Origin of the sequence: Alkalihalobacterium sp. APHAB7 (assembly GCF_048323755.1) — a bacterium.
GTDB lineage: Bacteria > Bacillota > Bacilli > Bacillales > Bacillaceae_F > Alkalihalobacterium.
Window position 1 is genome coordinate 131927 of the sequence record NZ_JBLWFS010000007.1, and the last position, 23561, is coordinate 155487.

Below are 23561 nucleotides of genomic sequence, written 5' to 3' on the forward strand. Positions count from 1 at the left end.
CCTTTTATAAAAAAAGAAGCTGACTCATAAATTAGTTATCTATGAATCAGCTTCTTTTTACTTGTTATCTATAAATTTTACTTCCTTGTTCTTTAAATTCTTCAGATTTCTTCTCCATTTCTTCTTTTAACAATGTATGTTCATCCATTCCCTTTTCTTTTGCGGTTTGACGAATATCTTGAGAGATCTTCATACTGCAAAACTTAGGCCCGCACATGGAACAGAAGTGAGCGGTTTTGGCACCTTCTGCCGGCAGGGTTTCATCATGAAAACTCATTGCTTTTTCTGGGTCTAATGATAAGTTAAATTGATCACGCCAACGGAATTCGAACCGCGCCTTTGAAAGTGCATCGTCTCGTCTTTGGGCATTTGGATGGCCTTTTGCTAAATCTGCTGCGTGAGCAGCAAGTTTATAGGTCACAACACCTTCACGAACATCGTCTTTATTCGGCAACCCTAAATGTTCCTTCGGTGTTACATAGCAAAGCATGGCAGTACCATAAGAAGCTATCATCGCGGCGCCGATCGCTGAAGTAATATGGTCATAGCCTGGTGCGATATCAGTTGTTAGTGGACCTAATGTGTAAAAAGGGGCTTCGTGACAAATATCAAGTTGTTTATCCATATTTTCTTTTATCTTGTGCATGGGCACGTGTCCAGGACCTTCGACCATTACTTGAACATCATGTTCCCAAGCAATTTTCGTTAATTCGCCTAATGTTTCAAGCTCAGCAAATTGGGACTCATCATTCGCATCAGCAATCGAACCTGGACGTAAACCATCTCCTAATGAGAAGGCGATATCGTATGCTTTCATTATTTCACAAATCTCAGCAAAATGAGTGTAGAGGAAGTTTTCCTGGTGATGTGCCAGACACCAAGCGGCCATAATGGAACCACCTCTAGAAACAATACCGGTTAAACGATTAGCTGTAAGCGGGACATAACGTAGTAACACTCCCGCGTGGATTGTAAAATAATCTACACCTTGTTCCGCTTGTTCAATTAATGTATCTCGATAGACTTCCCATGTTAAGTCCTCAGCGACTCCATTTACTTTTTCAAGGGCTTGGTAGATAGGGACTGTACCTACTGGAACTGGACTGTTTCGAATAATCCATTCTCTTGTAGTATGTATATGTTTGCCTGTAGATAAATCCATGATTGTATCGGCACCCCAGCGGATCGCCCACGTCATTTTTTCAACCTCTTCTTCTATTGAGGAGCTGACTGCAGAGTTCCCAATATTCGCATTAATTTTTACGTGGAAGTTGCGTCCGATAATCATGGGTTCACTCTCGGGGTGATTAATATTCGATGGAATAATCGCCCTTCCACTCGCTACTTCAGATCGAACAAATTCAGGATCTAAACCTTCTCGGATCGCAATAAACTCCATTTCAGGTGTGATCATTCCTTTTTTAGCATAGTGGAGTTGGGTTACATTCTTCCCTTGCTTCGCTCGTAATGGTTTCCTGCTTGTTGTATCAAAGACTTCCACAGCTTTCGTTCTTTCAATATCAATAAAACCATTATCCTCGGGTTTTATATCACGACCCTCATAATATTCAACGTCACCACGATCTAATATCCATTGTTTGCGTAAACCAGGCAAACCTTTTCTTACATCTGATTGGTAGTTAGTGTCTGTGTAAGGCCCAGTCGTATCGTATACCCTAAACGGTTCATTAGGAATTTCTTCTCCATCAAATGAGGTTGGGCTTAGTTCAATTTCACGGAAAGGAACAGCAATAAAATCGTTTGTACTACTTTTCTCATAAACTTTCTTACTGTTTGGAAATGGGTTAAGAATTGACATAAAAAAATCCTCCTAAGTTTGATTTAAGTTCTTGATGATAGAACCGATCATGGAGGAGGGGGGTCACAATATAAGAAATTTCATCCTTTTTATAGCAGCAACAATTAAAAATCATTTGACTGTTATAAATGTCAACGACTTTAATAATATGCGCACACTATAAAAATAAAAAGACCGCTAGAAAGCGGTCGAATGGACATAAATATTCTTCAAATCCCTCCGCTAGCATTACCTAGATCAGGTTCACGGTCGACAACAGTATCAGTTGTCCTCTCAGCCCCTTGCTATGGAGCTCCCGTTTTCTTCAGTTGTACTATTAAATTAACACAAAGTTTTGGAAAAGAAAACAGTTAATTGGATCTATTTTCCTTTTCTTGTTGTTAAGAATAATTTATGAATATCGTTCTGGTGAGCAGGAGTTTTGCCAGGAAATGTCGAATATTGTTTGTTAATTTTAGCTCTTTATTCCTGTAAAGTGTTACTGTCACATGAAAATCCAACCATATGGGAGGGTTTTCTATCGATTAGCGTGAATGGGGAGAATGGGAAGGTTGAATAAACCAGTTGGTGATATATCCTTACATAGCCTACGATATCCAATTTATTCAACTTTGCAAACAGGTAAGGGCTATGATAAATTATGAATTATTGAAATATTAAGGGAACAGAAAAAAACTTTATAGGAGTTGGAGAAACGAGATGAGAGTAGCGAAATTCGGTGGAACATCAGTGGCGAACGCAGAGCAAATTCGTAAAGTGGCTTCAATCATTGCCGAGAACGAAGAAAGAAAATTTGTAGTCGTTTCAGCGCCCGGTAAGAGGGAATTAACAGATACAAAGGTTACGGATTTACTTATACAGTTAGCTGATGCCGTGTTAGAAAAGGGCGACGTTGAGAATGCTCTACGTGCCGTCGTAGGCCGTTATGAAGAGATTGCATTAGATCTCAATTTGTCAGCAGATATTATAGAAACGATTAAAGAGGATTTACAAGCCCGAGTAGCTTTTGATACTTCACATGAAGGGAAATTCATGGATCAAATGAAAGCGAGCGGTGAAGACAACAATGCAAAGTTAATCGCAGCTTACTTTCAAAGTACCGGAATTGAAGCGCAATATGTAAATCCAAAAGAGGCCGGGTTATTAGTGAGTGATGAACCTGGGAACGCTCAAGTTCTTCCGGAAAGCTACGATCATTTGTTCCAACTAAGGGAACGTCCAGGTGTGATTGTTTTTCCAGGGTTCTTTGGCTACTCTAAAGAAGGAACTTTAGTTACTTTCCCTCGAGGTGGATCGGATATCACAGGATCTATTTTAGCTGCAGGAGTGAAGGCAGATTTATATGAGAATTTCACAGATGTTGATTCGGTATTTGCTGCCAATCCAAAGATCGTTGAAAATCCTGTGAACATTAAGAAAATGACATATCGTGAAATGCGTGAGTTATCGTATGCTGGTTTTTCGGTATTTCATGATGAAGCGCTTATGCCTGCATTTCGTCAGTCCATTCCTGTATGTATAAAAAACACAAATAATCCAGAAGCTCGTGGAACGATGATTATGGCTGAACGTGCGTGCGTTTTAAATCCAGTGATCGGAATTGCGAGTGACTCAGAATTTTGTACGCTATATGTGCGGAAGTACTTAATGCACCGCGAGATCGGTTTTGGACGTAAATTACTTCAAATTATTGAAGAAGAAGGCATTTCATATGAACATATCCCATCTGGAATTGATGACACGTCTGTTATTTTAAAACAGTGTCAGTTAGATGGAGAGAAAGAAGATCGCATCATTACTCGTATTCGAGAAGAGTTAGATGTAGATGATGTGTATGTAGAGCGCGATTTTTCCATGATTATGATGGTTGGCGAAGGAATGCACAATACGATCGGCCTTTCAGCACGTGCAACTACGGCACTTGCCAATGCTGATGTAAACATTGAAATGATTAACCAAGGTTCCTCGGAAGTCAGTTTAGTGTTTGGTATTCGCCAAGAAGATGAAGAGAAAGCAGTTCGTGCCCTATATGATGAGTTTTTTGGAGCGGCGGACGAGTCAATTGAATAACCTAGCATTCGTTTGAGATTGAGTTTGACTGGGTGGAAGGCGAAGCTGGGCCAAATAAAATGGGAATAAAATAAGTAAAAAGCTGAGGGGATTTCCTCAGCTTTTGTTCATCTTAATCATCATATTTTTAAGTTCCACAATTTCTTTGCGAAGTTCTCGCACCTCATTTTTCATTTCGGCCTCATCATTATCGTCATCTTCTTTATTTGTTTTTTCTACATTACTTACGATAACACCAATAAATAAGTTAAATACAATAAAGGTACCGACAAGTATAAAGAGGACAAAATAGATCCACGACCAAGCTACTTCTGCAAATATGGGGCGCATAACCCCGCTAGCCCACGACTCTAGAGTAACTACCTGGAATAGGGTTAATAACGATAATTGTAAATTACCGAAATATTCAGGTGCGACATCGGCAAATAACATCGTTCCTGTAACCGCAAATATATAAAAGATAATGCTCATTAAAATCATAATATTCCCTAGTGCGGGGATCGTTAATAAGAGCGCATCAACTAATTTCCGTAATGAAGGAATAACGGAAATCGCTCGTAGGACCCGAAGAACACGCAGAATACGTAAAACAGTGACAAAGTGTGCACCTACAAAAATATGTCCTGCCGCAACAATAAGAAAATCAAACCAGTTCCAGCTGCTTTTAAAGAAGGTGTAGGTTGGACGGGCAGCAATCATTCTTAGGGCAATCTCAATTGTAAAAATCCATAATAATGTAATGTCAGCATAGTAAAACCAACTTGTATACGTTTGGTAAACATTAGGATATGTTTCGATCCCTACAACAATGGCGTTTATAATAATAAATGTAATGACCGTAGTGGTAAATGCTTTATGTTCAACTATTTTTGCACAGTATTCCGAAATCCGATGCGGTTGTTTGTTTTCTTTAGCTTGTTGTGAAGCCATCTCTCTCCTCCAAAACTTACTCTTTAATCATCTATGTTCTACAAGGTAATGATTTAAGCTTTAAATGCATACCTACTTATTTTACTAGATTTTTATGTATAGGGGAAGTAAACATCATAACTTCGTTCAACACATTGCCACCCACGAACAATATTCATTTTGTTACAATAAAGGAAATGTTGTATAGAGGGAGATGGAGATAATGGGTCATTATTCGGTCATTATTGTCGGTGCTGGGTTAGCTGGAATTATGGCAGCAAAGAAATTTTCAGAGAAAAGTGTGAAATACCTCGTATTAGATAAAGGGAAAAGTGTCGGGGGTCGAATGGCTACGAGAAGAGTAAATGGTGGTAGAAGTGATCACGGTGCACAATTCTTTACTGCTCGTAGTGAGCAAATGAAAGCTCTTGTAAAGGAGTGGGAGAAAGCTGGCCTTATCCATACTTGGACAAATGGATTTCATCAAATGAATAATGTAACAGAACTTAATAGTCTATCATTACATAATGACGGTTACCCTCGTTATGCAGGTAAGAACGGAATGAATGCTTTAATGAAGGAATTAGCACAAGATGTAAACATTAAAGTAGACCATAAAGTTGAAAGAATGGAGTGGATAGAGGATAAATGGTCTGTAATTGTACGCAAAGGAAAAGAAGCAGAGTTAATATCTTTTACCGCAGACCAGTTATTATTAACTTCACCTACACCACAATCTTTAGAGTTAATTGAAAGAGTAAAGGTGGAGGGAAATATAAAAGAAGATCTTAAGGCAACGAGTTATTTTCCTTGTTTATGTGCAATTGTTGCACTAGATGCACCTACGAATATACCAAAGCCAGGTGGGATTCAAATAAAAGAAGGGGTAGTGTCGTTCCTAGGTGATAATCAACAAAAAGGCATATCGGACACAACGGTAGTGACGATACACGGAAACGAATATTGGTCTCGTGAACATTATGATCAAGAGGACGAGGTCATCATAGAAAAACTAATTCAAGCAGCAAAGCCTCTTCTAGGAGAAGGAGAGATACTAGAAAAACAGTTAAAGCGTTGGCGTTATTCAAAACCAGAAGCTTTACACCCTGATGAATTGGTTGCCACAACCATTCCGGGACCTATCGCTTTTGCTGGAGATATCTTTAAACGAGGAGCTGTTGAAGGTGCTATTCTATCGGGATTAGCAGCATCAGATTGGATGTTACACCGGAATGATCAACCTTCAAGTGCCAATAACTAGGTAGGGGAGAATGATAGACGATATGAGTGTAAATAACAATCTAGAAGAATATAAAGACCCTGATTTATATGATTTAGAGAATGAGGCATTTTTAGAAGATTTACCACTGATCGTAGAGTTTGCCAAACAAGTAGATGGACCTGTGATCGAGTTGGCTTGCGGAACGGGAAGAATAGCACTGCGTCTTGCAGATCAGGGGATAGAAATGGTTGGTGTCGACCTGCATGAAAAAATGGTAAGTAAAGCAAAAGAAAAAGCGAATGCAAAGGAGATTGATATTCGCTTAATAATCCAGGATTGTACAAAGCTAGATCTTGATATAAAAAGTTCATTTGTATTTATGGTAGGCAACTCGTTTCAACACTTTTTATCCAATCAAGCACAAGATGATTTACTTTCTTCAGTATATCGGCACCTGAAAAAAGGTGGTATATTTCTGTTTGGAACAAGGTTTCCTTCAAAAGAAGAATTAATGCAACCTGAAGAAGAGGAATACTGGCGGTCTTATCATGACGCTGCAGGTCAAAAGATCGATGTTTACACAGTCAGTCAATATGATGAATTAGCCCAAATTCAAACGTACAAGACCATTAGACGAAGTAAGGAGAACGATGAGATCACTCATATTCAGCTTCGCTATGTCTACCCTAAGGAAATGGAACGACTATTAGCATTTCATGGCTTTACAATTCTCCATCAGTATGGAAAATGGGATAAAACACCGTTAACCAAAGAGAGTCATTCGATGATTTATATTTGTAAAAAAGAAAAAGACGATTGAGGTAATTTTTGGGGGTTCTGATTTATCAATAGAAGTTTTGTTGAATGATGCAGGACGGTACTAAACAAATAAATAGCCTTCAAAATCATAAGATAGATGATTTTGAAGGCATTTTTTTACTTCGACTCTGTAAAAATTTGACCCATTTCTTTTGCTCTTGCAGAAGATCGTTTAATTCCAGCAACGACAGCATCTTGGAATTGGTATGAGGCAAGCACATTTAAGGCAGCTTCTGTTGCTCCATTTGGACTCATCACTTCTTTATAAAGCTGTGCAGACGTCTTTGAAGTAGACTCAAGACGCTTTAAAGAGCCTTTTAATGTTTGAATGATAGCTTCTTTTGCTTCTTCCTCTTCTAATCCAAGGTCTTTTGCTGCTTTTTCCATCGCTTCAACAAAATAGTAGATATAGGCTGGACCACTTCCAGCAACTCCTGTAAAGCCGTCTTGTTTGTCTTCAGGAATAATGTGAACGGTCCCGATGGCTTTAAACAATTGAGCAGAAAGGTTTGTGTCTTCTTCTGATGCAAATTTTCCAGCAGATAGAGCGGTAGCTGATTCGCCTACTTTCGCTGAAGTATTAGGCATGGAACGAATAACAGGTGCCTCCATCCCAAGTAGTTCTTCAAGGTAATGAGTCGTCACTCCAGCTAAAACCGAAATGAAGATTTGTTCTTTTCGAATGAATGGCTTAATCAGTTCAATTCCATCAATAACGTTAGATGGTTTCATTGCTAGTACAACAATATCCGCTTGAGACAGTGCTTCCTCTTTATTAGTAGTCGTTTGGATGCCATACGTACTCTTTAAGCTTTCTAGGCGAGCAATATCTTTTCGATTTGTTGCAATAATTTGTTCTGGTTTTAATAACTCTTTATTAATCAGTCCAGCAAAAATGGCTTCAGCCATTGAACCGGCTCCTACGAATGTTACAGTTTTATCTTTTAACATTACTTACCACCTGCCCTTTACTTAATTTGTCCAGTGCCGCGAACGACATATTTCGTTGATGTTAATGCAGGGAGTCCCATTGGACCACGAGCATGAAGCTTTTGTGTGCTAATCCCTATTTCCGCACCAAAGCCAAATTCAAAACCGTCAGTGAAACGAGTGGACGCATTATGGTATACAGCAGCTGCATCGACGTAATTTAAGAATTTGCTGACACTTTCAGCATCATCAGAAATAATGGCTTCAGAATGCTTTGTTCCATATGTTTGAATATGTTCAATCGCTTCCTCTACACTATCAATTACTCGAAGTGCCACAGTCAAATCAAGATATTCTGTGCCCCAATCTTCTTCAGTAGCAGCCATTAAGCTAGTATCGACCTGGCACGCTTTTTCATTTGCGCGAATTTCAACGTTCTTTTCTTTTAGCTGGGCTAAAAGATCTTGTAAGTGATTTTTTGCCCAATCTTTATGAACGAGGATCGTTTCCGCCGCATTACATACAGAAGGGCGTTGAGTTTTCGCATTAACCGCAATTGAAATGGCCATTTCCTTATTGGCTGTTTCGTCAATATAAACATGGCAGTTTCCAACACCTGTTTCTAGCACTGGAACCGAAGCGTTTTTAACCACGGATTGTATAAGGTTAGCACCACCGCGGGGAATAAGCACGTCTAAGTATTCATTCAGTTTAAACATCTCTGAAGCTGTTTGGCGACTTGTATCTTCAAGAAGTTGAACCGTTTCAATTGGTAATTGACTTTTTTCTAGTCCGCGATGAATGATTCGAACAATTGCTTTATTTGAAAAAATGGCGGTTGAGCTTCCACGTAAAATAACAGCATTTCCTGCTTTTAAACATAACCCAGAGGCATCAACGGTTACATTGGGTCTTGCTTCATAAATCATCCCTATCACACCGAGAGGTACTCTTACTTTTTTGATTTGTAATCCATTTGGACGATCCCATTCTTCAAGGACTTCACCAATCGGATCAGCAAGGTTTGCAACTTGCTTTAAACCGTCTGCCATATCTTTGATCCGTTCACTCGTCAGCTTTAGTCGGTCAATCAGTGATTCGGTAAGACCATTTTCTCTGCCAGCTAAAATATCTTTTTCGTTTTCTGTAAGGATGAAGTCTGTTTCTTCAATCAGTTGACCTGCTATAAGTAGTAATGCTTCATTTTTTTGTTCTGTCGTTAATACAGCTAGATCTGCTGTAATTTCTTTTGCTTTTTTTGCTTTTTGAATGAGTTCACTCATTTGATCATCTTCTCCTTTATCGTTACCCATAAATTTCTGTGAATGACCTCTGATCGTTCTTTATTTGTCTGTTTTTTTGCTTCTTCACTTGAGAATCCTTTAATTAATTCCAGTTCACTCGATGAATAGCTGACTTGACCTTTTCCAATTAATTCACCTTTTTGGTTAATGACTTCAATTACATCGCCAGTCGAGAAGTTACCTTCCACTGCGGTAATGCCAGCAGGGAGTAGACTTTTTCCTTTGTGAATGACTGCTGTTTCAGCCCCAGGATCAATCGTGATTTTACCTGCAATTTCAGAATGAATTCCGATCCACTGTTTTTTACTTTTCATCATGTGGTGATCGGTATAGCCAATATAAGTGCCATCACCTTTTCCAGAAATAATATCGACAAGCTTATCTGATCCTGACCCTAAGCCTATAAATACTTTAACACCAACGGAAAGGGCCGTTTTGGCTGCTTCGATTTTTGAACGCATACCTCCTGTACCAACACTTGAGCCAGCACCTCCAGCAGCTTCGAGCAACTCTTCGGTTACTTCTGGTAAGAATGAAAACTTTTTTGCGTTCGGATTGGTCTTCGGGTTGTCATCGTATAATCCGTTAATATCAGTAAGAATAATTAGTGTATTCGCATGAATAAGTCCGCTAACTAACGCGGATAGCATGTCGTTATCGCCAAACGTAAGCTCCTCAAGAGAAATGGAGTCATTTTCATTTATGATGGGGATGACGTCACGTTTGGTCAGTTCGGATAAAGTAGAATAAGCATTGTTGTATTGTTCTTGATTTGAAAAGTTATGTCTCGTAAGTAGCATTTGCGCTGTAACAATGTTATGTTTTTTGAATTCTTCGGTGTATGCTTGCATTAATAAACCTTGCCCAACTGCAGCAGCAGCTTGCTTACCAGCAATGGTTACGGGACGAGTTGGGTAGCCAAGATGTGTAAATCCGGCAGCCACGGCACCGGAAGAGATGAGAATTACATCGTGACCTTGTTGTTTCAACTTTGCTATAGCCGCAGTATGTTCAGAAATTTTATTAATGGATAGCCCACCGTTATTATTCGTTAACGAACTACTACCGATTTTTACGACAATTCGTTGTTTCGTCATCGTCATCCCTCTTTTTATTTGTAGAGTCAATGTAAAGTGATAAAATAGACAAGAAAAGCGAAAGCGCTCGGGTAGCGACGTATGGACTGGAGCCTCTCCGAAAGAGATAAAGGAGCTGATGTTGACTTATCGTAAGGAGGAGGGCGAAGTCTCACTAGTCGCTGAGCGCTGCAGCTAGACAAGAAAAGCGAAAGCGCTCGGGTAGCGATAGAAGAAAAAATCCCAAGAAACTAAAAAACTCTTCTGTCCTAATAAAATAAAAGGACGGAAGAGTTGGATCCGCGGTACCACCTTTGTTGGCAAGCTGATAAGCAAGCCCTCTCGGAACCGTTAACGCCGGCGACGGTCAGGTTTGCCTGACAGCTCAAGGGCAGGTTCAACAGTTTCAGTGGTGGCACACCTTTCAGCCGGTGGGTGTTGCTCTCTGGACACATGTTACTGTTTACTATTCCTATCAACGCTCATTATACTTTGGAGACTATTATAAGTCGATCTTGCCATTCCGTCAAGGTGTGACTGATTGTTTTTCTGAATAACTATACAGATAGGCTAATTAATTAGGAGGAAAAGATGACAACGAAACAGCTTCTACATAAAAAAATTGTAATAACAGGTGCTTCTAGTGGGATTGGGAAAGAGCTCGCTTTTCACGTTGCTGAAATGGGAGCAACACCAATTTTACTAGCTAGATCTATTGATAAATTAGAAATGATTAAACAGGAAATCAAGAAAAAATATGCTATACAAGCGTATTATTATCCATTAGATGTTACATCATTCGAAAGTGTGCAAAAGACGGTTGAAAAAGTGGTTGCTAACCATGATACGGTAGATGTTCTTATCAACAATGCTGGAATTGGTTATTTTGATGCTTTTAACGAGGCTGATTTCCATCAAGTTGAAGAGATGTTTCATGTGAATGTTTTAGGGCTGATGGCTTGTACAAAAGCGGTTCTGCCCTACTTCTTAGAAGAACAGGAAGGGCACATCATTAACATTGGTTCACAAGCAGGTAAGATTGCTACACCAAAATCAAGTGTTTATTCAGCAACCAAGCACGCGGTAAGAGGGTTTACAAATGCACTGCGAATGGAATTACACGATACGAATATTTATGTAAGTCTTGTTAATCCAGGACCTATTCGAACAGCCTTTTTTGATCAAGCAGACAAAACCGGTACGTATAAAAAGAATGTGGAAAAGATGATGTTAGCCCCAGAAGTTGTAGCGAGACGTATTGTGGAATTGATAATTAAGCCGAAGCGAGAGCTAAATTTACCATGGTGGATGGATGTAGGTTCATCGTTGTATCAACTGTTTCCGCGTCTCGTTGAAAAGATCGGTGGCAAAAAGTTTTATCAAAAGTAATTAACCGTTAAATAATCATAAAAGGTAGAAACTTTAACAGTTTCTACCTTCGCTTTTACCATCTTCTACGAATTAGTCTTTCAAATACTCGCTTTAGTCTAATGTTCCAAGGCTCGTGCTCCTCACCAACTGGATGAACAAGAGCTGTTTTCATATTTAGGCGCTTGCCACACCAAACATCGGTAAATAGCTGATCTCCAAGAAATACACTCGTTTCCTTTTGAGCACCCATTTTCTGCATATAGCGTTCAATCTTCCGTATCCCCGGTTTTCCACTGCGTCCTAAGCCGTGTATTCCTAGAGGCTCTGAAAAGCGATCAACACGACCTTGGCTATTGTTTGAAATGATCGCAAGTTCGACTCCATTTTCTTTTAACATGTTGACCCATTCTTCTACATCTTCTCCACCGGGTTGGTGGTGAATGGCAAGTGTGCTATCTAAGTCCGATAAAATTGTTTTTATATTATTCGTTTTTAGCCATTCTGCTGTAATTTCAGTAAAATGTTTTAACTCAAAATCAGGTTGAAAATATTTCATTGACTACAAATCTCCTATACATTCGTCTTTATAGTAATTTTCCCTTTTTTTTTAATTAAATGCAACTTTCAAGGGTAACTTTGTTATTTTAGTATTATTCCAATGAAGATAGAGCACTGAAAGTATTTAGTACTCATTTTTTTATTACTTTTAATCCACTAATCGTTTGTAAATATTTTCTATTTGAAAAACGAACGTATATTCGGTTATAATTAAGAATAAAATACGAACACAAGTTCCTTTTTGGGGGGGTTCATTTGGTTCCGCAACCATTGTATGAAACGATTGAAAAGCGCAGTATTCTTTGTGTCGATATGAAAAGTTTTTATGCCAGTTGTTCAGCCTTAGCGCTAGGGCTTGATCCATTAGAGTGTTATTTAGCTGTTGTTGCTGATACGGAAAGGTCCGGAAGTGTTGTACTTGCGGCGACACCTAAATTAAAAAAAGACTTTGGAATTAAAACGGGAAGTCGGTTATTTGAAATTCCGGATGATCCTCGCATCCAGCTTGTTAATGCGCAAATGGCGATGTATCTAGATACGTCAGTGGAACTTACAAAATTTTTTACTCGCTATGTCCCATTTGAAGCCATTCACGTTTATAGTGTGGATGAAAGTTTCCTTCAAGTAGATGGTACCGAACGTCTTTGGGGATCACCTTTGCAATTAGCGCAGCGTATTCGTCAAGACATGTTAAGAGACTTTGGCTTAACATGTGCGATCGGGATTGGTCCGAATATGCTTATGTCCAAACTCTGTCTAGATATTCAAGCCAAAAAGACGGGGGTAGCCCAGTGGGATTTTGAGGATCTACAAAATGAGTTATGGCCCTTACCGTTGCGCGAGATGTGGGGTATCGGTTCGCGGTTAGAAAAACGCTTAAATCGTCTAGGGATTCGAACCGTAGGACAGCTTGCTCAATATGACGTGACAAGATTAGAGAAAGCGTTTGGCGTTATGGGAAATCAAATGTATTACCACGCATGGGGGATTGATTTGTCAGAGCTCGGCGCACCGATTATGCAGGGGCAGATTAGTTTTGCCAAAGGACAAATTTTACTTCGTGATTATAAAGAAAGAGAAGATATTAAATGTGTCATTTTAGAGATGTGTGAGGAAGTAATGAGACGAGCTCGAAATGCTGGGAAGGCAGGACGCACCGTAAGTTTAGGTCTTGGCTACAGTAAGGAAGAGTATGGAGGTGGCTTTTACCGTTCAGTTAGCCTTGATGAACCGACCAACCTGACCATGGATATTTATGAAGCCTGTCTTCATTTAATGAAGAAGCATTATCGGGGAGAAACGGTAAGGCAAATTACAATTGCGCTATCGAATGTTTGTGATGATGCTCATGTTCAGCTCAGTTTGCTGGATCCAGCGAAACCACGGAAAAAGGAATTAGGTTATGCGATGGATGCCATTCGAAATAAATATGGATCAGATGCCTTATTACGAGCTGTTTCTTACACGGAAGCGGGTACAGCTAAATACCGTTGTACGCTTCTTGGCGGTCATAAAGCGTAGAGGAGATGAAATAAATGATTAAAGATCGTGGAAATATAAAGTGGACAGCGATGATGCTTCCAGAACATGTAGGTTTACTTCGTGAGTTAAAAAAGGAGCTGACTTATCAAAAAAAGCCTCAACTCGATGAGCAACAGCTGTTAGAAATGAATGAACAGATTTGTGAAGGGATGGCAAATAACGCATCACTTATTTTTACTTACTATGAAAACTATGACTACCATTGTATGGTTGGTACGGTTCATCATTTTAATGAACAAGAAAGAAAACTGCACCTGATTGATCAATTTGGTGGCAAAAACTATTTACAACTGGATGAGATTATTGATGTAAAAACTTACAAGTAAAAACCATTTTTATGTATAAAATTGGTTTGGCTTTCCTACAATAGTTTCTATCTCGTAAATTGAAACGAAACCTTCAAGATGTTGTAAAGCAATGGTCACAAATGTTTTTCAAAAATGGTATGACGAAGGTGTATAGTTAGTAGGTGCTACAAAATTTTTAGAATAGGAAGTGAAGAGAACGTGCGCGTTCATGATCTAGTCGAAACGAAAGAGTTTTTTATTGGGGAGACAAAGCCAAATTTCCATGTCATTTATGAAAAGTTTGAAAATAATGATGCAGTATATGTAGATGGAGTCGTTCAAACGAAAAAGATGGGAATTGAAGAGATCGTCCAAATTTTTCGAGGTGAGGAAGATAGTTTATGTAATGTAGAACGATACTGTATTGGTAAAGAGTACCCGAATATTGAAGCAGTTTTGGCGAAAGTAAAGGAAAGTCATAGAGAAATCTTTATTTTAGAATAATTCATATAATGAAGACTGACTCAAAAGGGCCAGTCTTTTTATAATGCAGTTAGAGAAACTACAAATTTCAAGTGGATTGTAAGAACTGACAGGACGTTGCTTATCCTAATGAATTACGCTAACATTTACGGTATGGATGGGATCTAGAAAGGAAGAGAAACTATGGTAAGAGTATTATTCGTTTGTCTAGGTAATATTTGCCGATCACCGATGGCAGAAGCTGTGTTTCGGAAAAAAGTGGAAGAAGCAAACTTAAGTGATGGATTTGAGATTGATTCGGCAGGAACGGGAGACTGGCATATTGGCAAACCGCCGCACGAGGGAACGAGAAACATCTTAGACCAATACAAAATTGATTATAGTGGTATGAAGGCACGAAAGGTAACAAAGCCGGACTTACAGAACTATGATTATATCATTGCAATGGATGCTGAAAATGTAGGGAACTTAAACGCAATGGCAAAGCATGAGCAAACAGGAGAAATTGCAAGGCTTCTTGACTTTCTTCCAGAAAGTGATGTTGTTGATGTTCCAGATCCGTACTATACAGGCAATTTCGAAGAAGTATATGAATTAGTAAATAAGAGTTGTGAGAAATTACTTTCATACATATGTGAACAAGAAAATCTAAAGAAGAGCTGATCACACGAGGTCAGCTCTTCTTTAAATTCAAAATATAGATATGTAGTTTTAAATTAGAATCACAAGTTTATTGTTCCATTAGTTGCTGAACAGGAACTGTCATTTCGTTTTCAGGCTGGCTCTTTTCATACACTCGTGCAGTTTCTTTATCATGATCGACATGTTGGATCATAACCGGAGTACCGTTAAAAAGTACTTGAACATTCTTCATAGATTCTACGATTTCTTGAGCTCGTTGTGAATTCACTTTTACCTCACTCCTTTTATATGCTCCCTACTCACGTAAGAAGCCCTATTTTTCAAATTCTGTCTTCATTATGAGGATAAATCCAACGTTTTATGCATAGCTATGAATTAAATCAGGTGAAAGATCTTCAAGTATGGTCATCAAGGACTAATTGAATTTCATCTGGTTTTTTAATTGCTGAACGAACGCTCTTCTAAACTAACTATAAAAAAATGTTGTCGTGTAAGGGATTACAAGGCAATAGGAGAGTAACAACCTACGATAACTCTGAATACGATGGGATATGGGCATTGGACCCATTTAAATAAATTACTCCCGAAAGAGGGTTGATATAGATGTGTGGTATTACAGGTTGGATTGATTGGAAGCGAAATATGGTAAAAGAGCAGGCTGAAGTTGAAAAGATGGCGAAGACGTTATCACGTCGAGGGCCTGATGATATCAATATTTGGAGCTCTAATCATGCGGCATTAGGACATACTCGTCTTATTGTTGTCGATCCAGAAGGCGGCATTCAGCCGATGACAAGAACGAAAGGAAATCGTTCATATACAATAATTTATAATGGAGAATTATACAATACAGAAGATCTTCGTAAAGAGCTACTTCAACGAGGACATACGTTTAAGGGACATTCCGATACCGAAGTTCTGTTAACTTCATATATAGAGTGGGGCTTTCATTGCTTAGAAAAGTTAAATGGTATTTTCGCGTTTGCGATTTGGAGCGAGCACGATCAAAGTTTAATCCTTGCCCGTGATCGTCTCGGTGTGAAACCATTATTTTATTCCGTCCAAAACGGAAAATTACTATTTGCGTCTGAAATAAAAGCACTTCTTGCTCATCGGGACATATCACCAACGGTTGATGAAACCGGACTTTCTGAAGTGTTAGGTCTAGGACCATCACGTACACCGGGACATGGAGTGTTCTCAGATATTGAAGAGCTTCGACCAGCACATGCGATGCTGTATGACCGCAACGGGGCTAAAATTACTCGCTACTGGAAGTTGAAAAGTAAGGAACATGTTGATAATGTTGATGAGACGGCAGAAAAAGTTCGTTGGTTATTAACAGACACAGTCGAACGTCAATTAGTAGCTGATGTTCCAGTGTGTACGTTCTTATCAGGAGGTATTGACTCTAGTGCATTAACAGCTCTAGCAGCTAATGTGTTTGAGCGCGATAACAAGGGTGACTTGCGAACGTATTCTATTGACTATGCTGACAATGATAAATATTTTAAAGCCAATGATTTTCAGCCGAACGCAGATGGTCCATGGATTGAAAAAGTGTCAAAGGAATTTCGTACGTTACACACAGATCACGTCATTTCTATGAAAGATCTCGCAGGCTATTTAAAGAAAGCTGTTGAAGTACGTGACTTACCAGGTATGGCTGATATTGACTCGAGTTTATTATGGTTTTGCGAAAAAATAAAAGAAGATGTGACGGTAGGCTTATCTGGAGAATGTGCGGATGAAATCTTCGGTGGGTATCCTTGGTTCCATAAACCTGAAGTGATGAATTATAATGGATTCCCGTGGATGCGTTCTACACAAGAAAGAGAAGCACTTCTACAAGACAAGTGGAAAAATAAACTGAAACTACACTCTTATGTTCACGAAAGATATAAAGAAACGATTGCAGAAACACCTAGGTTTGAAGAAGATACGAAAGAGGAAGCTCGTAGAAGAGAAATTTCGTATTTAAATATCATTTGGTTTATGACTACGCTTCTGGATCGGAAAGACCGAATGAGTATGGGGGCTAGCCTAGAGGTTCGTGTCCCATTTGCTGACCATCGTCTCGTAGAATACGTATGGAACATTCCTTGGGAAATGAAGCGTCTAAATGGTTTAGAAAAGGGGATTTTGCGTAAAGCACTCGAAGGAATTTTACCGGATGAAGTGTTATATCGCAAAAAAAGCCCATATCCGAAAACGCATAACCCACATTATACGAATGCAGTAAAGACAGAAATGCTTCAAATCCTTAATCAAAACGACTCACCATTATTTGATTTAATTGATCGTACTAAAATGAGAGAAATCGCTGAAAGCGGCGGAGCTTCATTTAAAACGCCATGGTTCGGGCAACTGATGACAGGTCCGCAGCTCATCGCTCATTTTATTCAAATGGACCACTGGTTGAAGCATTATAATGTAAAAATAAAAGCATAAAAACAAAGAGGTAACTCATAAATGTTTACGCTCCTTGACTGGATGCAAAATATAGTTGCTACTAGGTAGTACAGCAACTATATTTTGTTGTTGAGGTGCCTAGCTTGGTGCTTTAGAAGTTCATCCATGAGGTAAACCGCACAAAGAAAGTCTTCAAGGGAGAAACGACTGTCATTACCAGCACAAGCGATTAAAATGAAAGAAGTATCATCAGATGCAAGGGACGATAGTTTAATATAGTCGAAATGATGGTTGTAGCAAGTAACACATCAATAACCCTGTAATACAGTCTTTTAGCTTCTCTTCAGCAATTTCTTCTTTTCGCGTGAGTACTGAAATTCTTCTCCCCATTTAATACCCTTCCTGTCTATGTGGACTGAATTTTCGATAAACGAACCGCCCACATGTTCAAATTAGTATGTAGAAAAGTTTTTTGTAGATTTATGTATCATGGCTAAACTTGTTGGAAGACAAGTCCGAGATGTTGACTATCGGTAGGTTTAATTCCCGCGACTGAAACTTTGACTTCATTAATTACTTTAATATATACTGGGATTATTATTTTAATTATTTTCTTAATATTCAGTAATATCCATCTAATTGTAAGCGATCTCATTGGGGTTTTTACAATTTGCATAGGTGAGTATAGAGCTTCATGACTGAATTATTAAAAAACAGACTATGGAGGAATTAATATGATAGAACATATTGTTGGATTGAAATTTAGTGAGGAAACGACGAGTGAACAAAAAGCTGAAGTAAAGAAAATGGCAAGAACACTTAAAGATGAAATACCTGGTATTGTTAGCTTAGCCGTAGGAACCAATTTTTCTGAACGAAACCATGGATTTGAGATAGGGCTAACGGTCCGTTTTGAAAATAGAGAAGCTCTAGACGTGTATGGCCCTCATCCTAAACATCTAGAACTAGTTTCTTATTTAAAAGAAGTAGGGCTTAAAGATATTCTTGTCCTAGATTATGAAATTGAATAGTATTTAAATAATAAATAAAAGACGTCATAGGAAGGGCGTCTTTTATTTGTGTGATTTGTTATCTCTTTATTTAGTTAATGTAGAAGAGTAAATTAGTAATGCTTCTATACTAGTAAAAAAATACAGAGGCAAATAAGAGAATAGGGTTACTTTTTTCTGGTTTATTTAAAAGGTTTGTATTAAATTCAAACAGCGAGAAAAATGAAGGGTGTACGAATTCCTTACGTATTATAAAAAATTTATAATTAATAGCCCTGGAATATTAGGGATTAAAGTAATTTCTTTTATTGGAATAGAACTTGCAAAAGGTTAGTATAGTTTAATTGGTAATCTCCCAATTACTACTACGAGGAAAGTATGTGTAAAGTAAATTCTATTATTTTTTGAAAGGGGCTATGAAATTGAATATTACAAGTAATTTGGCTTTAAATGCTCGTCGTCATCCTGATAAGTTAGCTATTACATTTAAGGGAAGGGAGCATACGTATAAGCAGTTTAATGAAACTGTCAATCGTTTTGCGAATGGCTTAGCGAGTATCGGATTGAAAAAGGGAGACAAGATCGCTCTCATGATGAAGAACTCGGATTATTTTGCAATCAGTTATTTTGCTGCAGCTAAACTTGGAGCGGTTATTGTCCCTATTAATTTTAGGCTTGTTGCAAGAGAAGTAAATTATATATTGAAGCAATCGGACAGTGTAATGGTTATTTGTGAACAAGAGTTAGAAGGACTAATCAATGAAGCACGTGAAGATATTGTTGCAATTCGGGATGTGATTGTTACACCAAGAGCAACTACACCCGAAAATAGAAGCTATGAAAACGTGTTGTCTGAAAGTACGGCGGAACCGGAAGTAGAAGTAGTAGGAACGGATGATCTTCACATCCTGTACACCTCGGGTACAACCGGTCAACCGAAAGGAGCATTATTCGATCATCAACGAGTATTCAAAGTTGCAATTGGAATGACGGGTTTATTAGGGCTTCAAAGTGAAGATAAATTATTGCATGTAGCTCCGTTATTTCATTGCGCACAGCTTTGCTTGTTTCTCATACCTGGTGTGTTTCTAGGTGCAACGAATGTGATTGAACAAGATTTCCACCCGGTAGAAACCCTAAAAACGATTGAAAAACATGGCATTACCTTATTCTTTGGAGTTCCAACGATGTATAACTTCTTCACTCACGTTCCAAATTCGGGCCAGCTTAACCTTTCTTCGATTACCCGTTGTGGGTATGGAGCGGCTCCAATGTCACCAGAATTAGTCAAGAAAAGTATAGATTTATTTAAGACCGACCAATTTTATAATCTTTGCGGCTTAACAGAAGGAGGACCAACAGGCATTTACTTATCGCCAGAAGACCACAAAACAAAGATCGGTAAGTCCGGAAAATGGCCTTCTCTATTTACAGAAGTAAAAGTAGTCAATGATAGTGGTGCACAAGTAGCAGTAGGTGAGGTAGGAGAATTGATTTTACGTGGAGAAGCAATTATGAAAGAGTATTATAAGAAACCGGAAGAAACCGCAAAAACGTTACGTGATGGCTGGCTTTATACAGGTGATTTAGCTTCAGTCGATGAGGATGGGTATTTTTCGCTTGTGGATCGAAGAAAAGATATGGTGATTTCGGGTGGAGAAAATGTGTACTCGGTTGAAGTTGAGTATGCTCTCGATGAACACCCACTTATTATTGAAAGCGCTGTCATCGGTACCCCTGATCCGAAGTGGGGAGAACTTGTAACAGCCGTTTTAGTTGTTAAAGAAGGTGAACAATTAGAAGAAGACGAGATTATAGCGTTTTGTCGACAGCGATTGGCAGGTTATAAAGTGCCGAAGAGGTTTTTATTAACTAATGAATTGCCACGAAATGCATCAGGAAAAATTCAAAAGTTTAAATTGCGGGAGCAGTATACAGGGGATCTTGTAAATTAATTAGTGAGAAAGATCTGTAACTTGATTAAGTTCCGACGTTGCTGGAGAAGAGAGAAAAAGCTCTTCTCCTTTTTCTGTGTAATGAGGTTCGGTGGTAGTAGTTAAAAACAGTTATGTGAACTGTTTTTAAATTTGCTATACTTTAAGGTACTAATTTTCAGTTGTAAAAGAGAAGGTGATGGTGTGAAATTAGGATTTATTGCTGACCTCCACCTGGACATTAATGAAAAAAGGGGAAGAGCGGACATACTGGATGTTTTATTAGACCAAGCGATAGAACAAAAGTTAGACGCACTTTGTATAGGTGGAGATGTTTCAAATGATTATAATAGGACCCTAGCTACAGTTGAAAAGATCGAAGAAGAACTAGACGTCCCGTGTTACTTTGTAGCAGGAAACCATGATCTGTGGAATATCCATCATCCTAACATGAAAACATGGGAGATTTATAATGAATTAAAAACGCACCCAAGAAATTTAGCAAATGGTTCCCAACGTTTAGGGAATGATTGGACGTTACTAGGTGATATAGGGTGGTATGATTTTAGCTTTGGTAATACAAGTAAATATACATTTGCTGAATTTAATCAGATGAAAAAGAAAGGAAGTACGTGGCAAGATAAAGAATATACAGATTGGGCTGCTAACTCATTAGAAGTTCATGAATTTTTTATGAATAATTTTAAAGAACAACTAAGGTACCATCAACATGAAAAAGTGATTTTTTGTACCCATGTTGTATCTCATCAAAAGTTCACTGTGCCAACCCCGCATCGTATTTGGGATTTTTTTAATGCATACCTCGGTAGTAAGGATTATGAACAACTCGCCAAGAGTGAAAACGTACATTATGCGTTATGTGGCCATGTTCATTTTCGTAGAAAAGTACAGAGTAGTGGAACGGAATTCATTTGCAGTAGTTTAGGGTATGCAAATCAGTGGAGGTTCCATAATACAAAAGAAGAAGTTCAACATGCATTGACAGTTCTTCATTTAGAGTAGGTCAAGCATGATGTTGGATACCGAGCAAGATCAATTAGGAAGAAACAAATTAAAGAAATATGAGGTAGTTAAATGGCAGATACTTTAAGAAAAGAAATTAAAGAAAAGATTGAAAACAGAGAGTTTAATTGCGAAAAAGAATTAACTCTGTCGGTCATAAGTGGAAAGTGGAAAATTGTTATTATATGGTACTTAGCACAAGGAACCTCCTTTCGCTTTAGTGAACTTCAAAAGTTACTTCCTAAGATTACTCATAAGATGTTATCGAGTCAATTAAAGGAATTAATTGAAGATGGAATTATCCATAGAGAAGTATTTGCTGAGGTGCCACCGAGGGTTGAATATTCGTTAACGCCGCTTGGGAAAACGCTATTGCCCATTATTGAGTTAATGTATGACTGGGGAAAAAAGCGAATAGAGGACCTTAAGAGGGACAGCTAAGCCCTATATATCAATAGGTACCTAAAAAGTAACCTCCTTACTAAAAAGTCCCTACTTGTTAAAGTTGGTTTTCTGAAAGATAATCAACTAAGAAAAAGTAGTTAAGAAGGAGGATGTGTTTATGAAATTACGTGTTTCTGCCGTACAATATCAGTTGCAAACGATTAAGTCTTTTGAGGAGTTCGCAAAACAAAGTGAGCACTACTTAAAAACAGCAGCCGAATTTGGAGCGGAGTTTGTATTGTTTCCAGAATTTTTCACGACACAACTATTATCTATTGGAAGTGAGCAAGGAACTTCGTTAACTATAAATGAGTTACCAGGGTTTACAGAGCAATACCAATCTCTTTTTTCATCATTTGCACAAAAAATGAACGTTCATATTATTGGTGGAACACATGTCATTCGTATAGACGATCGTTTATACAATGTCGCACATCTTTTTTATCCTGATGGAAGAATTGAACAACAAGCGAAGCTTCATATTACTCCAACAGAAGTAAATGAATGGAACATGTCAGCTGGAGATGAAGTGAAAGTTTTTGATACTAATAAAGGTAGAATAGCGATCTTAACTTGTTATGATATCGAGTTTCCTGAAGTCGTTCGAATGGTCAAAGCAAAAGGAGCAGATGTCATCTTTTGTCCATCATGCACCGATGATCGCCACGGCTTCCATCGAGTTCGTTATACAAGTCATGCACGTGCAATTGAAAATCAGGTGTATGTAGTTGTTACAGGTACGGTTGGTTCACTTCCAACGGTTGATTTTATGCGAGCGAACTTTGGGCAAGCCGCTGTTATTACTCCGAACGATGTTCCGTTCCCACCGCGAGGAATTATGGTGGAAGGGGAATTAAATAATGACATGATCGTAACAGCGGATTTAGATCTGTCGCTATTATATGAAGTTCGGGAAAGAGGTTCTGTTACGACTTGGAGAGACCGCCGTTCAGATTTATACCCAGATTGGGAAAAAATGAACGCGAAAGGATTTTAATATCATGTTATATCGAAGTGAATTCTATGCGTATGATCAAGGTCAGACAGTACCTGCTGTCATTCGGAATTACACAAAGAACGACTTTGATGATCTAATTCAAATCCAGAAAGAATGCTTTCCTCCACCTTTTCCATCTGAGTTATGGTGGGATAAGGAACAACTCACGAATCATGTCGATTTGTTTCAAGCTGGTGCCCTATGTGTTGAAGTTGACGGTGAGCTGGCTGGTTCATTAACAGGGTTATGCGTCGACTTTGATCCAACTGATGCTGATCATACATGGGAAGAAATTACGGATAACGGGTATATCCGTAATCATAACCCCAAAGGAAATACGCTTTATATTGTCGATATAAGTGTCCGTCCGAAATATCGCAAATTGGGACTTGGCAAAGTGATGATGCAATCCATGTATCACGTTGTCATTCAACAAGGTCTAGATCGTTTATTAGGTGGGGGACGGATGCCTAGTTATCATAAAGCTGCAAAAGAAATGACTCCAGGTCAATATGTGAGTGCGATAATAAAGGGAAGCATGAAAGATCCTGTGATTTCATTTCTCCTAAGATGCGGTAGGAAACCGATTCATATTGTAGAAAATTACTTAGATGATGAAGAATCATGTAACTATGGCGTTTTAATGGAATGGAAAAACCCTTTTAAATAAATCTTTTAAGGCTGGTAAGAATAGTATCGAAAAAATACA

23 protein-coding genes and 1 riboswitch are annotated in these 23561 nt (G+C 38.5%); of the genes, 15 read left to right on the forward strand and 8 right to left on the reverse strand.

The features are described 5' to 3' along the window. Nucleotides 1–64 precede the first annotated feature (64 nt). Nucleotides 65–1819 carry a phosphomethylpyrimidine synthase ThiC gene (thiC, locus tag ACNSTQ_RS09635; RefSeq protein WP_418199629.1) on the reverse strand — a complete coding sequence of 585 codons (1755 nt, stop codon included), beginning with the start codon at nt 1817–1819 and terminating at the stop codon, nt 65–67. A 197-nt stretch (nt 1820–2016) separates the two neighbouring features. Further along, nucleotides 2017–2128: riboswitch (TPP riboswitch) on the reverse strand. Between the two features lie 390 nt (nt 2129–2518). On the opposite strand from thiC, the gene ACNSTQ_RS09640 reads away from it, so the two are divergent. Next, nucleotides 2519–3889 carry an aspartate kinase gene (locus tag ACNSTQ_RS09640; protein ID WP_418199630.1) on the forward strand — a complete coding sequence of 457 codons (1371 nt, stop codon included), beginning with the start codon at nt 2519–2521 and terminating at the stop codon, nt 3887–3889. 96 nt (nt 3890–3985) lie between these two features. Here ACNSTQ_RS09640 and ACNSTQ_RS09645 read toward each other — a convergent pair whose 3' ends face one another. Beyond that, complete coding sequence (locus ACNSTQ_RS09645; protein WP_418199631.1) at nt 3986–4819, reverse strand: ion transporter; 834 nt, start codon at nt 4817–4819, stop codon at nt 3986–3988. A gap of 202 nt (nt 4820–5021) precedes the next feature. On the opposite strand from ACNSTQ_RS09645, the gene ACNSTQ_RS09650 reads away from it, so the two are divergent. Continuing rightward, nucleotides 5022–6059 (forward strand): NAD(P)/FAD-dependent oxidoreductase, encoded by a 1038-nt coding sequence (locus ACNSTQ_RS09650; protein WP_418199632.1) that lies wholly within the window; start codon nt 5022–5024, stop codon nt 6057–6059. 22 nt (nt 6060–6081) lie between these two features. Further along, the gene (locus ACNSTQ_RS09655) at nt 6082–6840 is read left to right on the forward strand and encodes a class I SAM-dependent methyltransferase (protein WP_418199633.1); all 759 of its coding nucleotides are present in this window, start codon (nt 6082–6084) and stop codon (nt 6838–6840) included. Between the two features lie 116 nt (nt 6841–6956). On the opposite strand, the gene proC is transcribed toward ACNSTQ_RS09655, so the two are convergent. From proC to proB, 3 genes are read right to left on the reverse strand one after another with little or no spacing between them, the layout of a single operon-like run. Next, complete coding sequence (proC, locus tag ACNSTQ_RS09660; protein WP_418199634.1) at nt 6957–7790, reverse strand: pyrroline-5-carboxylate reductase; 834 nt, start codon at nt 7788–7790, stop codon at nt 6957–6959. A gap of 17 nt (nt 7791–7807) precedes the next feature. Next, nucleotides 7808–9052, reverse strand: coding sequence for a glutamate-5-semialdehyde dehydrogenase (locus ACNSTQ_RS09665; protein ID WP_418199635.1), 1245 nt, complete (start codon nt 9050–9052; stop codon nt 7808–7810). After that, entirely contained in the window at nt 9049–10170 is a 1122-nt protein-coding gene (gene proB, locus ACNSTQ_RS09670; RefSeq protein ID WP_418199636.1) for a glutamate 5-kinase, read from the reverse strand. Before proB ends, ACNSTQ_RS09665 begins: the two co-directional genes overlap by 4 nt. Before the next feature lie 570 nt (nt 10171–10740). Here proB and ACNSTQ_RS09675 point away from each other — a divergent pair. Then, on the forward strand, nt 10741–11538 hold the full coding sequence (locus tag ACNSTQ_RS09675) for an SDR family NAD(P)-dependent oxidoreductase (RefSeq protein ID WP_418199637.1): 798 nt from the start codon (nt 10741–10743) through the stop codon (nt 11536–11538). Nucleotides 11539–11593: 55 nt separating this feature from the next. Here ACNSTQ_RS09675 and ACNSTQ_RS09680 read toward each other — a convergent pair whose 3' ends face one another. Next, complete coding sequence (locus tag ACNSTQ_RS09680) at nt 11594–12076, reverse strand: YqeG family HAD IIIA-type phosphatase (RefSeq protein WP_418199638.1); 483 nt, start codon at nt 12074–12076, stop codon at nt 11594–11596. A 314-nt stretch (nt 12077–12390) separates the two neighbouring features. Here ACNSTQ_RS09680 and ACNSTQ_RS09685 point away from each other — a divergent pair, with 314 nt between their 5' ends. The 4 genes from ACNSTQ_RS09685 (at nt 12391) to ACNSTQ_RS09700 (ending at nt 15053) form a co-directional block, all read left to right on the forward strand. Further along, nucleotides 12391–13599, forward strand: coding sequence for a DNA polymerase thumb domain-containing protein (locus tag ACNSTQ_RS09685; protein ID WP_418199692.1), 1209 nt, complete (start codon nt 12391–12393; stop codon nt 13597–13599). A 14-nt stretch (nt 13600–13613) separates the two neighbouring features. Continuing rightward, nucleotides 13614–13946: a YolD-like family protein gene (locus ACNSTQ_RS09690; protein ID WP_275116758.1), complete on the forward strand. Its 333-nt coding sequence runs from the start codon at nt 13614–13616 to the stop codon at nt 13944–13946. Nucleotides 13947–14126: 180 nt separating this feature from the next. Beyond that, on the forward strand, nt 14127–14411 hold the full coding sequence (locus tag ACNSTQ_RS09695) for a hypothetical protein (protein ID WP_418199639.1): 285 nt from the start codon (nt 14127–14129) through the stop codon (nt 14409–14411). Nucleotides 14412–14573: 162 nt separating this feature from the next. Beyond that, the gene (locus ACNSTQ_RS09700) at nt 14574–15053 is read left to right on the forward strand and encodes a low molecular weight protein-tyrosine-phosphatase (protein WP_418199640.1); all 480 of its coding nucleotides are present in this window, start codon (nt 14574–14576) and stop codon (nt 15051–15053) included. Nucleotides 15054–15120: 67 nt separating this feature from the next. On the opposite strand, the gene ACNSTQ_RS09705 is transcribed toward ACNSTQ_RS09700, so the two are convergent. Beyond that, entirely contained in the window at nt 15121–15300 is a 180-nt protein-coding gene (locus tag ACNSTQ_RS09705; protein WP_418199641.1) for an H-type small acid-soluble spore protein, read from the reverse strand. Between the two features lie 335 nt (nt 15301–15635). Between ACNSTQ_RS09705 and asnB the strand changes: the two genes are divergently transcribed. Continuing rightward, nucleotides 15636–17483: an asparagine synthase (glutamine-hydrolyzing) gene (gene asnB / locus ACNSTQ_RS09710; protein ID WP_418199642.1), complete on the forward strand. Its 1848-nt coding sequence runs from the start codon at nt 15636–15638 to the stop codon at nt 17481–17483. 77 nt (nt 17484–17560) lie between these two features. On the opposite strand, the gene ACNSTQ_RS09715 is transcribed toward asnB, so the two are convergent. Beyond that, nucleotides 17561–17719, reverse strand: coding sequence for a 2-phosphosulfolactate phosphatase (locus ACNSTQ_RS09715; RefSeq protein ID WP_418199693.1), 159 nt, complete (start codon nt 17717–17719; stop codon nt 17561–17563). Nucleotides 17720–18178: 459 nt separating this feature from the next. On the opposite strand from ACNSTQ_RS09715, the gene ACNSTQ_RS09720 reads away from it, so the two are divergent. The 6 genes from ACNSTQ_RS09720 (at nt 18179) to ACNSTQ_RS09745 (ending at nt 23522) form a co-directional block, all read left to right on the forward strand. Continuing rightward, complete coding sequence (locus tag ACNSTQ_RS09720; RefSeq protein ID WP_418199643.1) at nt 18179–18475, forward strand: Dabb family protein; 297 nt, start codon at nt 18179–18181, stop codon at nt 18473–18475. 395 nt (nt 18476–18870) lie between these two features. Then, entirely contained in the window at nt 18871–20409 is a 1539-nt protein-coding gene (locus ACNSTQ_RS09725; RefSeq protein WP_418199644.1) for a class I adenylate-forming enzyme family protein, read from the forward strand. Nucleotides 20410–20592: 183 nt separating this feature from the next. Then, nucleotides 20593–21411 carry a metallophosphoesterase gene (locus ACNSTQ_RS09730; RefSeq protein ID WP_418199645.1) on the forward strand — a complete coding sequence of 273 codons (819 nt, stop codon included), beginning with the start codon at nt 20593–20595 and terminating at the stop codon, nt 21409–21411. A 72-nt stretch (nt 21412–21483) separates the two neighbouring features. Then, the gene (locus ACNSTQ_RS09735) at nt 21484–21852 is read left to right on the forward strand and encodes a winged helix-turn-helix transcriptional regulator (RefSeq protein ID WP_418199646.1); all 369 of its coding nucleotides are present in this window, start codon (nt 21484–21486) and stop codon (nt 21850–21852) included. A gap of 121 nt (nt 21853–21973) precedes the next feature. Further along, entirely contained in the window at nt 21974–22852 is an 879-nt protein-coding gene (locus ACNSTQ_RS09740) for a carbon-nitrogen hydrolase family protein (protein ID WP_418199647.1), read from the forward strand. A gap of 4 nt (nt 22853–22856) precedes the next feature. Next, complete coding sequence (locus ACNSTQ_RS09745; protein ID WP_418199648.1) at nt 22857–23522, forward strand: GNAT family N-acetyltransferase; 666 nt, start codon at nt 22857–22859, stop codon at nt 23520–23522. Nucleotides 23523–23561 lie beyond the last annotated feature (39 nt).

Excerpts from the sequence above, each read along its gene's own strand:
- ACNSTQ_RS09680 (WP_418199638.1), bottom strand. The coding sequence starts at position 12,076 with ATGAAATATTTTCAACCTGATTTTGAGTTAAAACATTTTACTGAAATT.
- thiC (WP_418199629.1), bottom strand. The coding sequence starts at position 1,819 with ATGTCAATTCTTAACCCATTTCCAAACAGTAAGAAAGTTTATGAGAAA.
- ACNSTQ_RS09720 (WP_418199643.1), top strand. The coding sequence starts at position 18,179 with ATGATAGAACATATTGTTGGATTGAAATTTAGTGAGGAAACGACGAGT.
- ACNSTQ_RS09725 (WP_418199644.1), top strand. The coding sequence starts at position 18,871 with ATGAAATTGAATATTACAAGTAATTTGGCTTTAAATGCTCGTCGTCAT.
- ACNSTQ_RS09690 (WP_275116758.1), top strand. The coding sequence starts at position 13,614 with ATGATTAAAGATCGTGGAAATATAAAGTGGACAGCGATGATGCTTCCA.
- ACNSTQ_RS09700 (WP_418199640.1), top strand. The coding sequence starts at position 14,574 with ATGGTAAGAGTATTATTCGTTTGTCTAGGTAATATTTGCCGATCACCG.
- ACNSTQ_RS09685 (WP_418199692.1), top strand. The coding sequence starts at position 12,391 with ATGAAAAGTTTTTATGCCAGTTGTTCAGCCTTAGCGCTAGGGCTTGAT.
- asnB (WP_418199642.1), top strand. The coding sequence starts at position 15,636 with ATGTGTGGTATTACAGGTTGGATTGATTGGAAGCGAAATATGGTAAAA.
- ACNSTQ_RS09665 (WP_418199635.1), bottom strand. The coding sequence starts at position 9,052 with ATGAGTGAACTCATTCAAAAAGCAAAAAAAGCAAAAGAAATTACAGCA.
- ACNSTQ_RS09655 (WP_418199633.1), top strand. The coding sequence starts at position 6,082 with ATGAGTGTAAATAACAATCTAGAAGAATATAAAGACCCTGATTTATAT.
- ACNSTQ_RS09645 (WP_418199631.1), bottom strand. The coding sequence starts at position 4,819 with ATGGCTTCACAACAAGCTAAAGAAAACAAACAACCGCATCGGATTTCG.
- ACNSTQ_RS09650 (WP_418199632.1), top strand. The coding sequence starts at position 5,022 with ATGGGTCATTATTCGGTCATTATTGTCGGTGCTGGGTTAGCTGGAATT.
- ACNSTQ_RS09735 (WP_418199646.1), top strand. The coding sequence starts at position 21,484 with ATGGCAGATACTTTAAGAAAAGAAATTAAAGAAAAGATTGAAAACAGA.
- proC (WP_418199634.1), bottom strand. The coding sequence starts at position 7,790 with ATGTTAAAAGATAAAACTGTAACATTCGTAGGAGCCGGTTCAATGGCT.
- ACNSTQ_RS09675 (WP_418199637.1), top strand. The coding sequence starts at position 10,741 with ATGACAACGAAACAGCTTCTACATAAAAAAATTGTAATAACAGGTGCT.
- ACNSTQ_RS09740 (WP_418199647.1), top strand. The coding sequence starts at position 21,974 with ATGAAATTACGTGTTTCTGCCGTACAATATCAGTTGCAAACGATTAAG.
- ACNSTQ_RS09745 (WP_418199648.1), top strand. The coding sequence starts at position 22,857 with ATGTTATATCGAAGTGAATTCTATGCGTATGATCAAGGTCAGACAGTA.
- proB (WP_418199636.1), bottom strand. The coding sequence starts at position 10,170 with ATGACGAAACAACGAATTGTCGTAAAAATCGGTAGTAGTTCGTTAACG.
- ACNSTQ_RS09640 (WP_418199630.1), top strand. The coding sequence starts at position 2,519 with ATGAGAGTAGCGAAATTCGGTGGAACATCAGTGGCGAACGCAGAGCAA.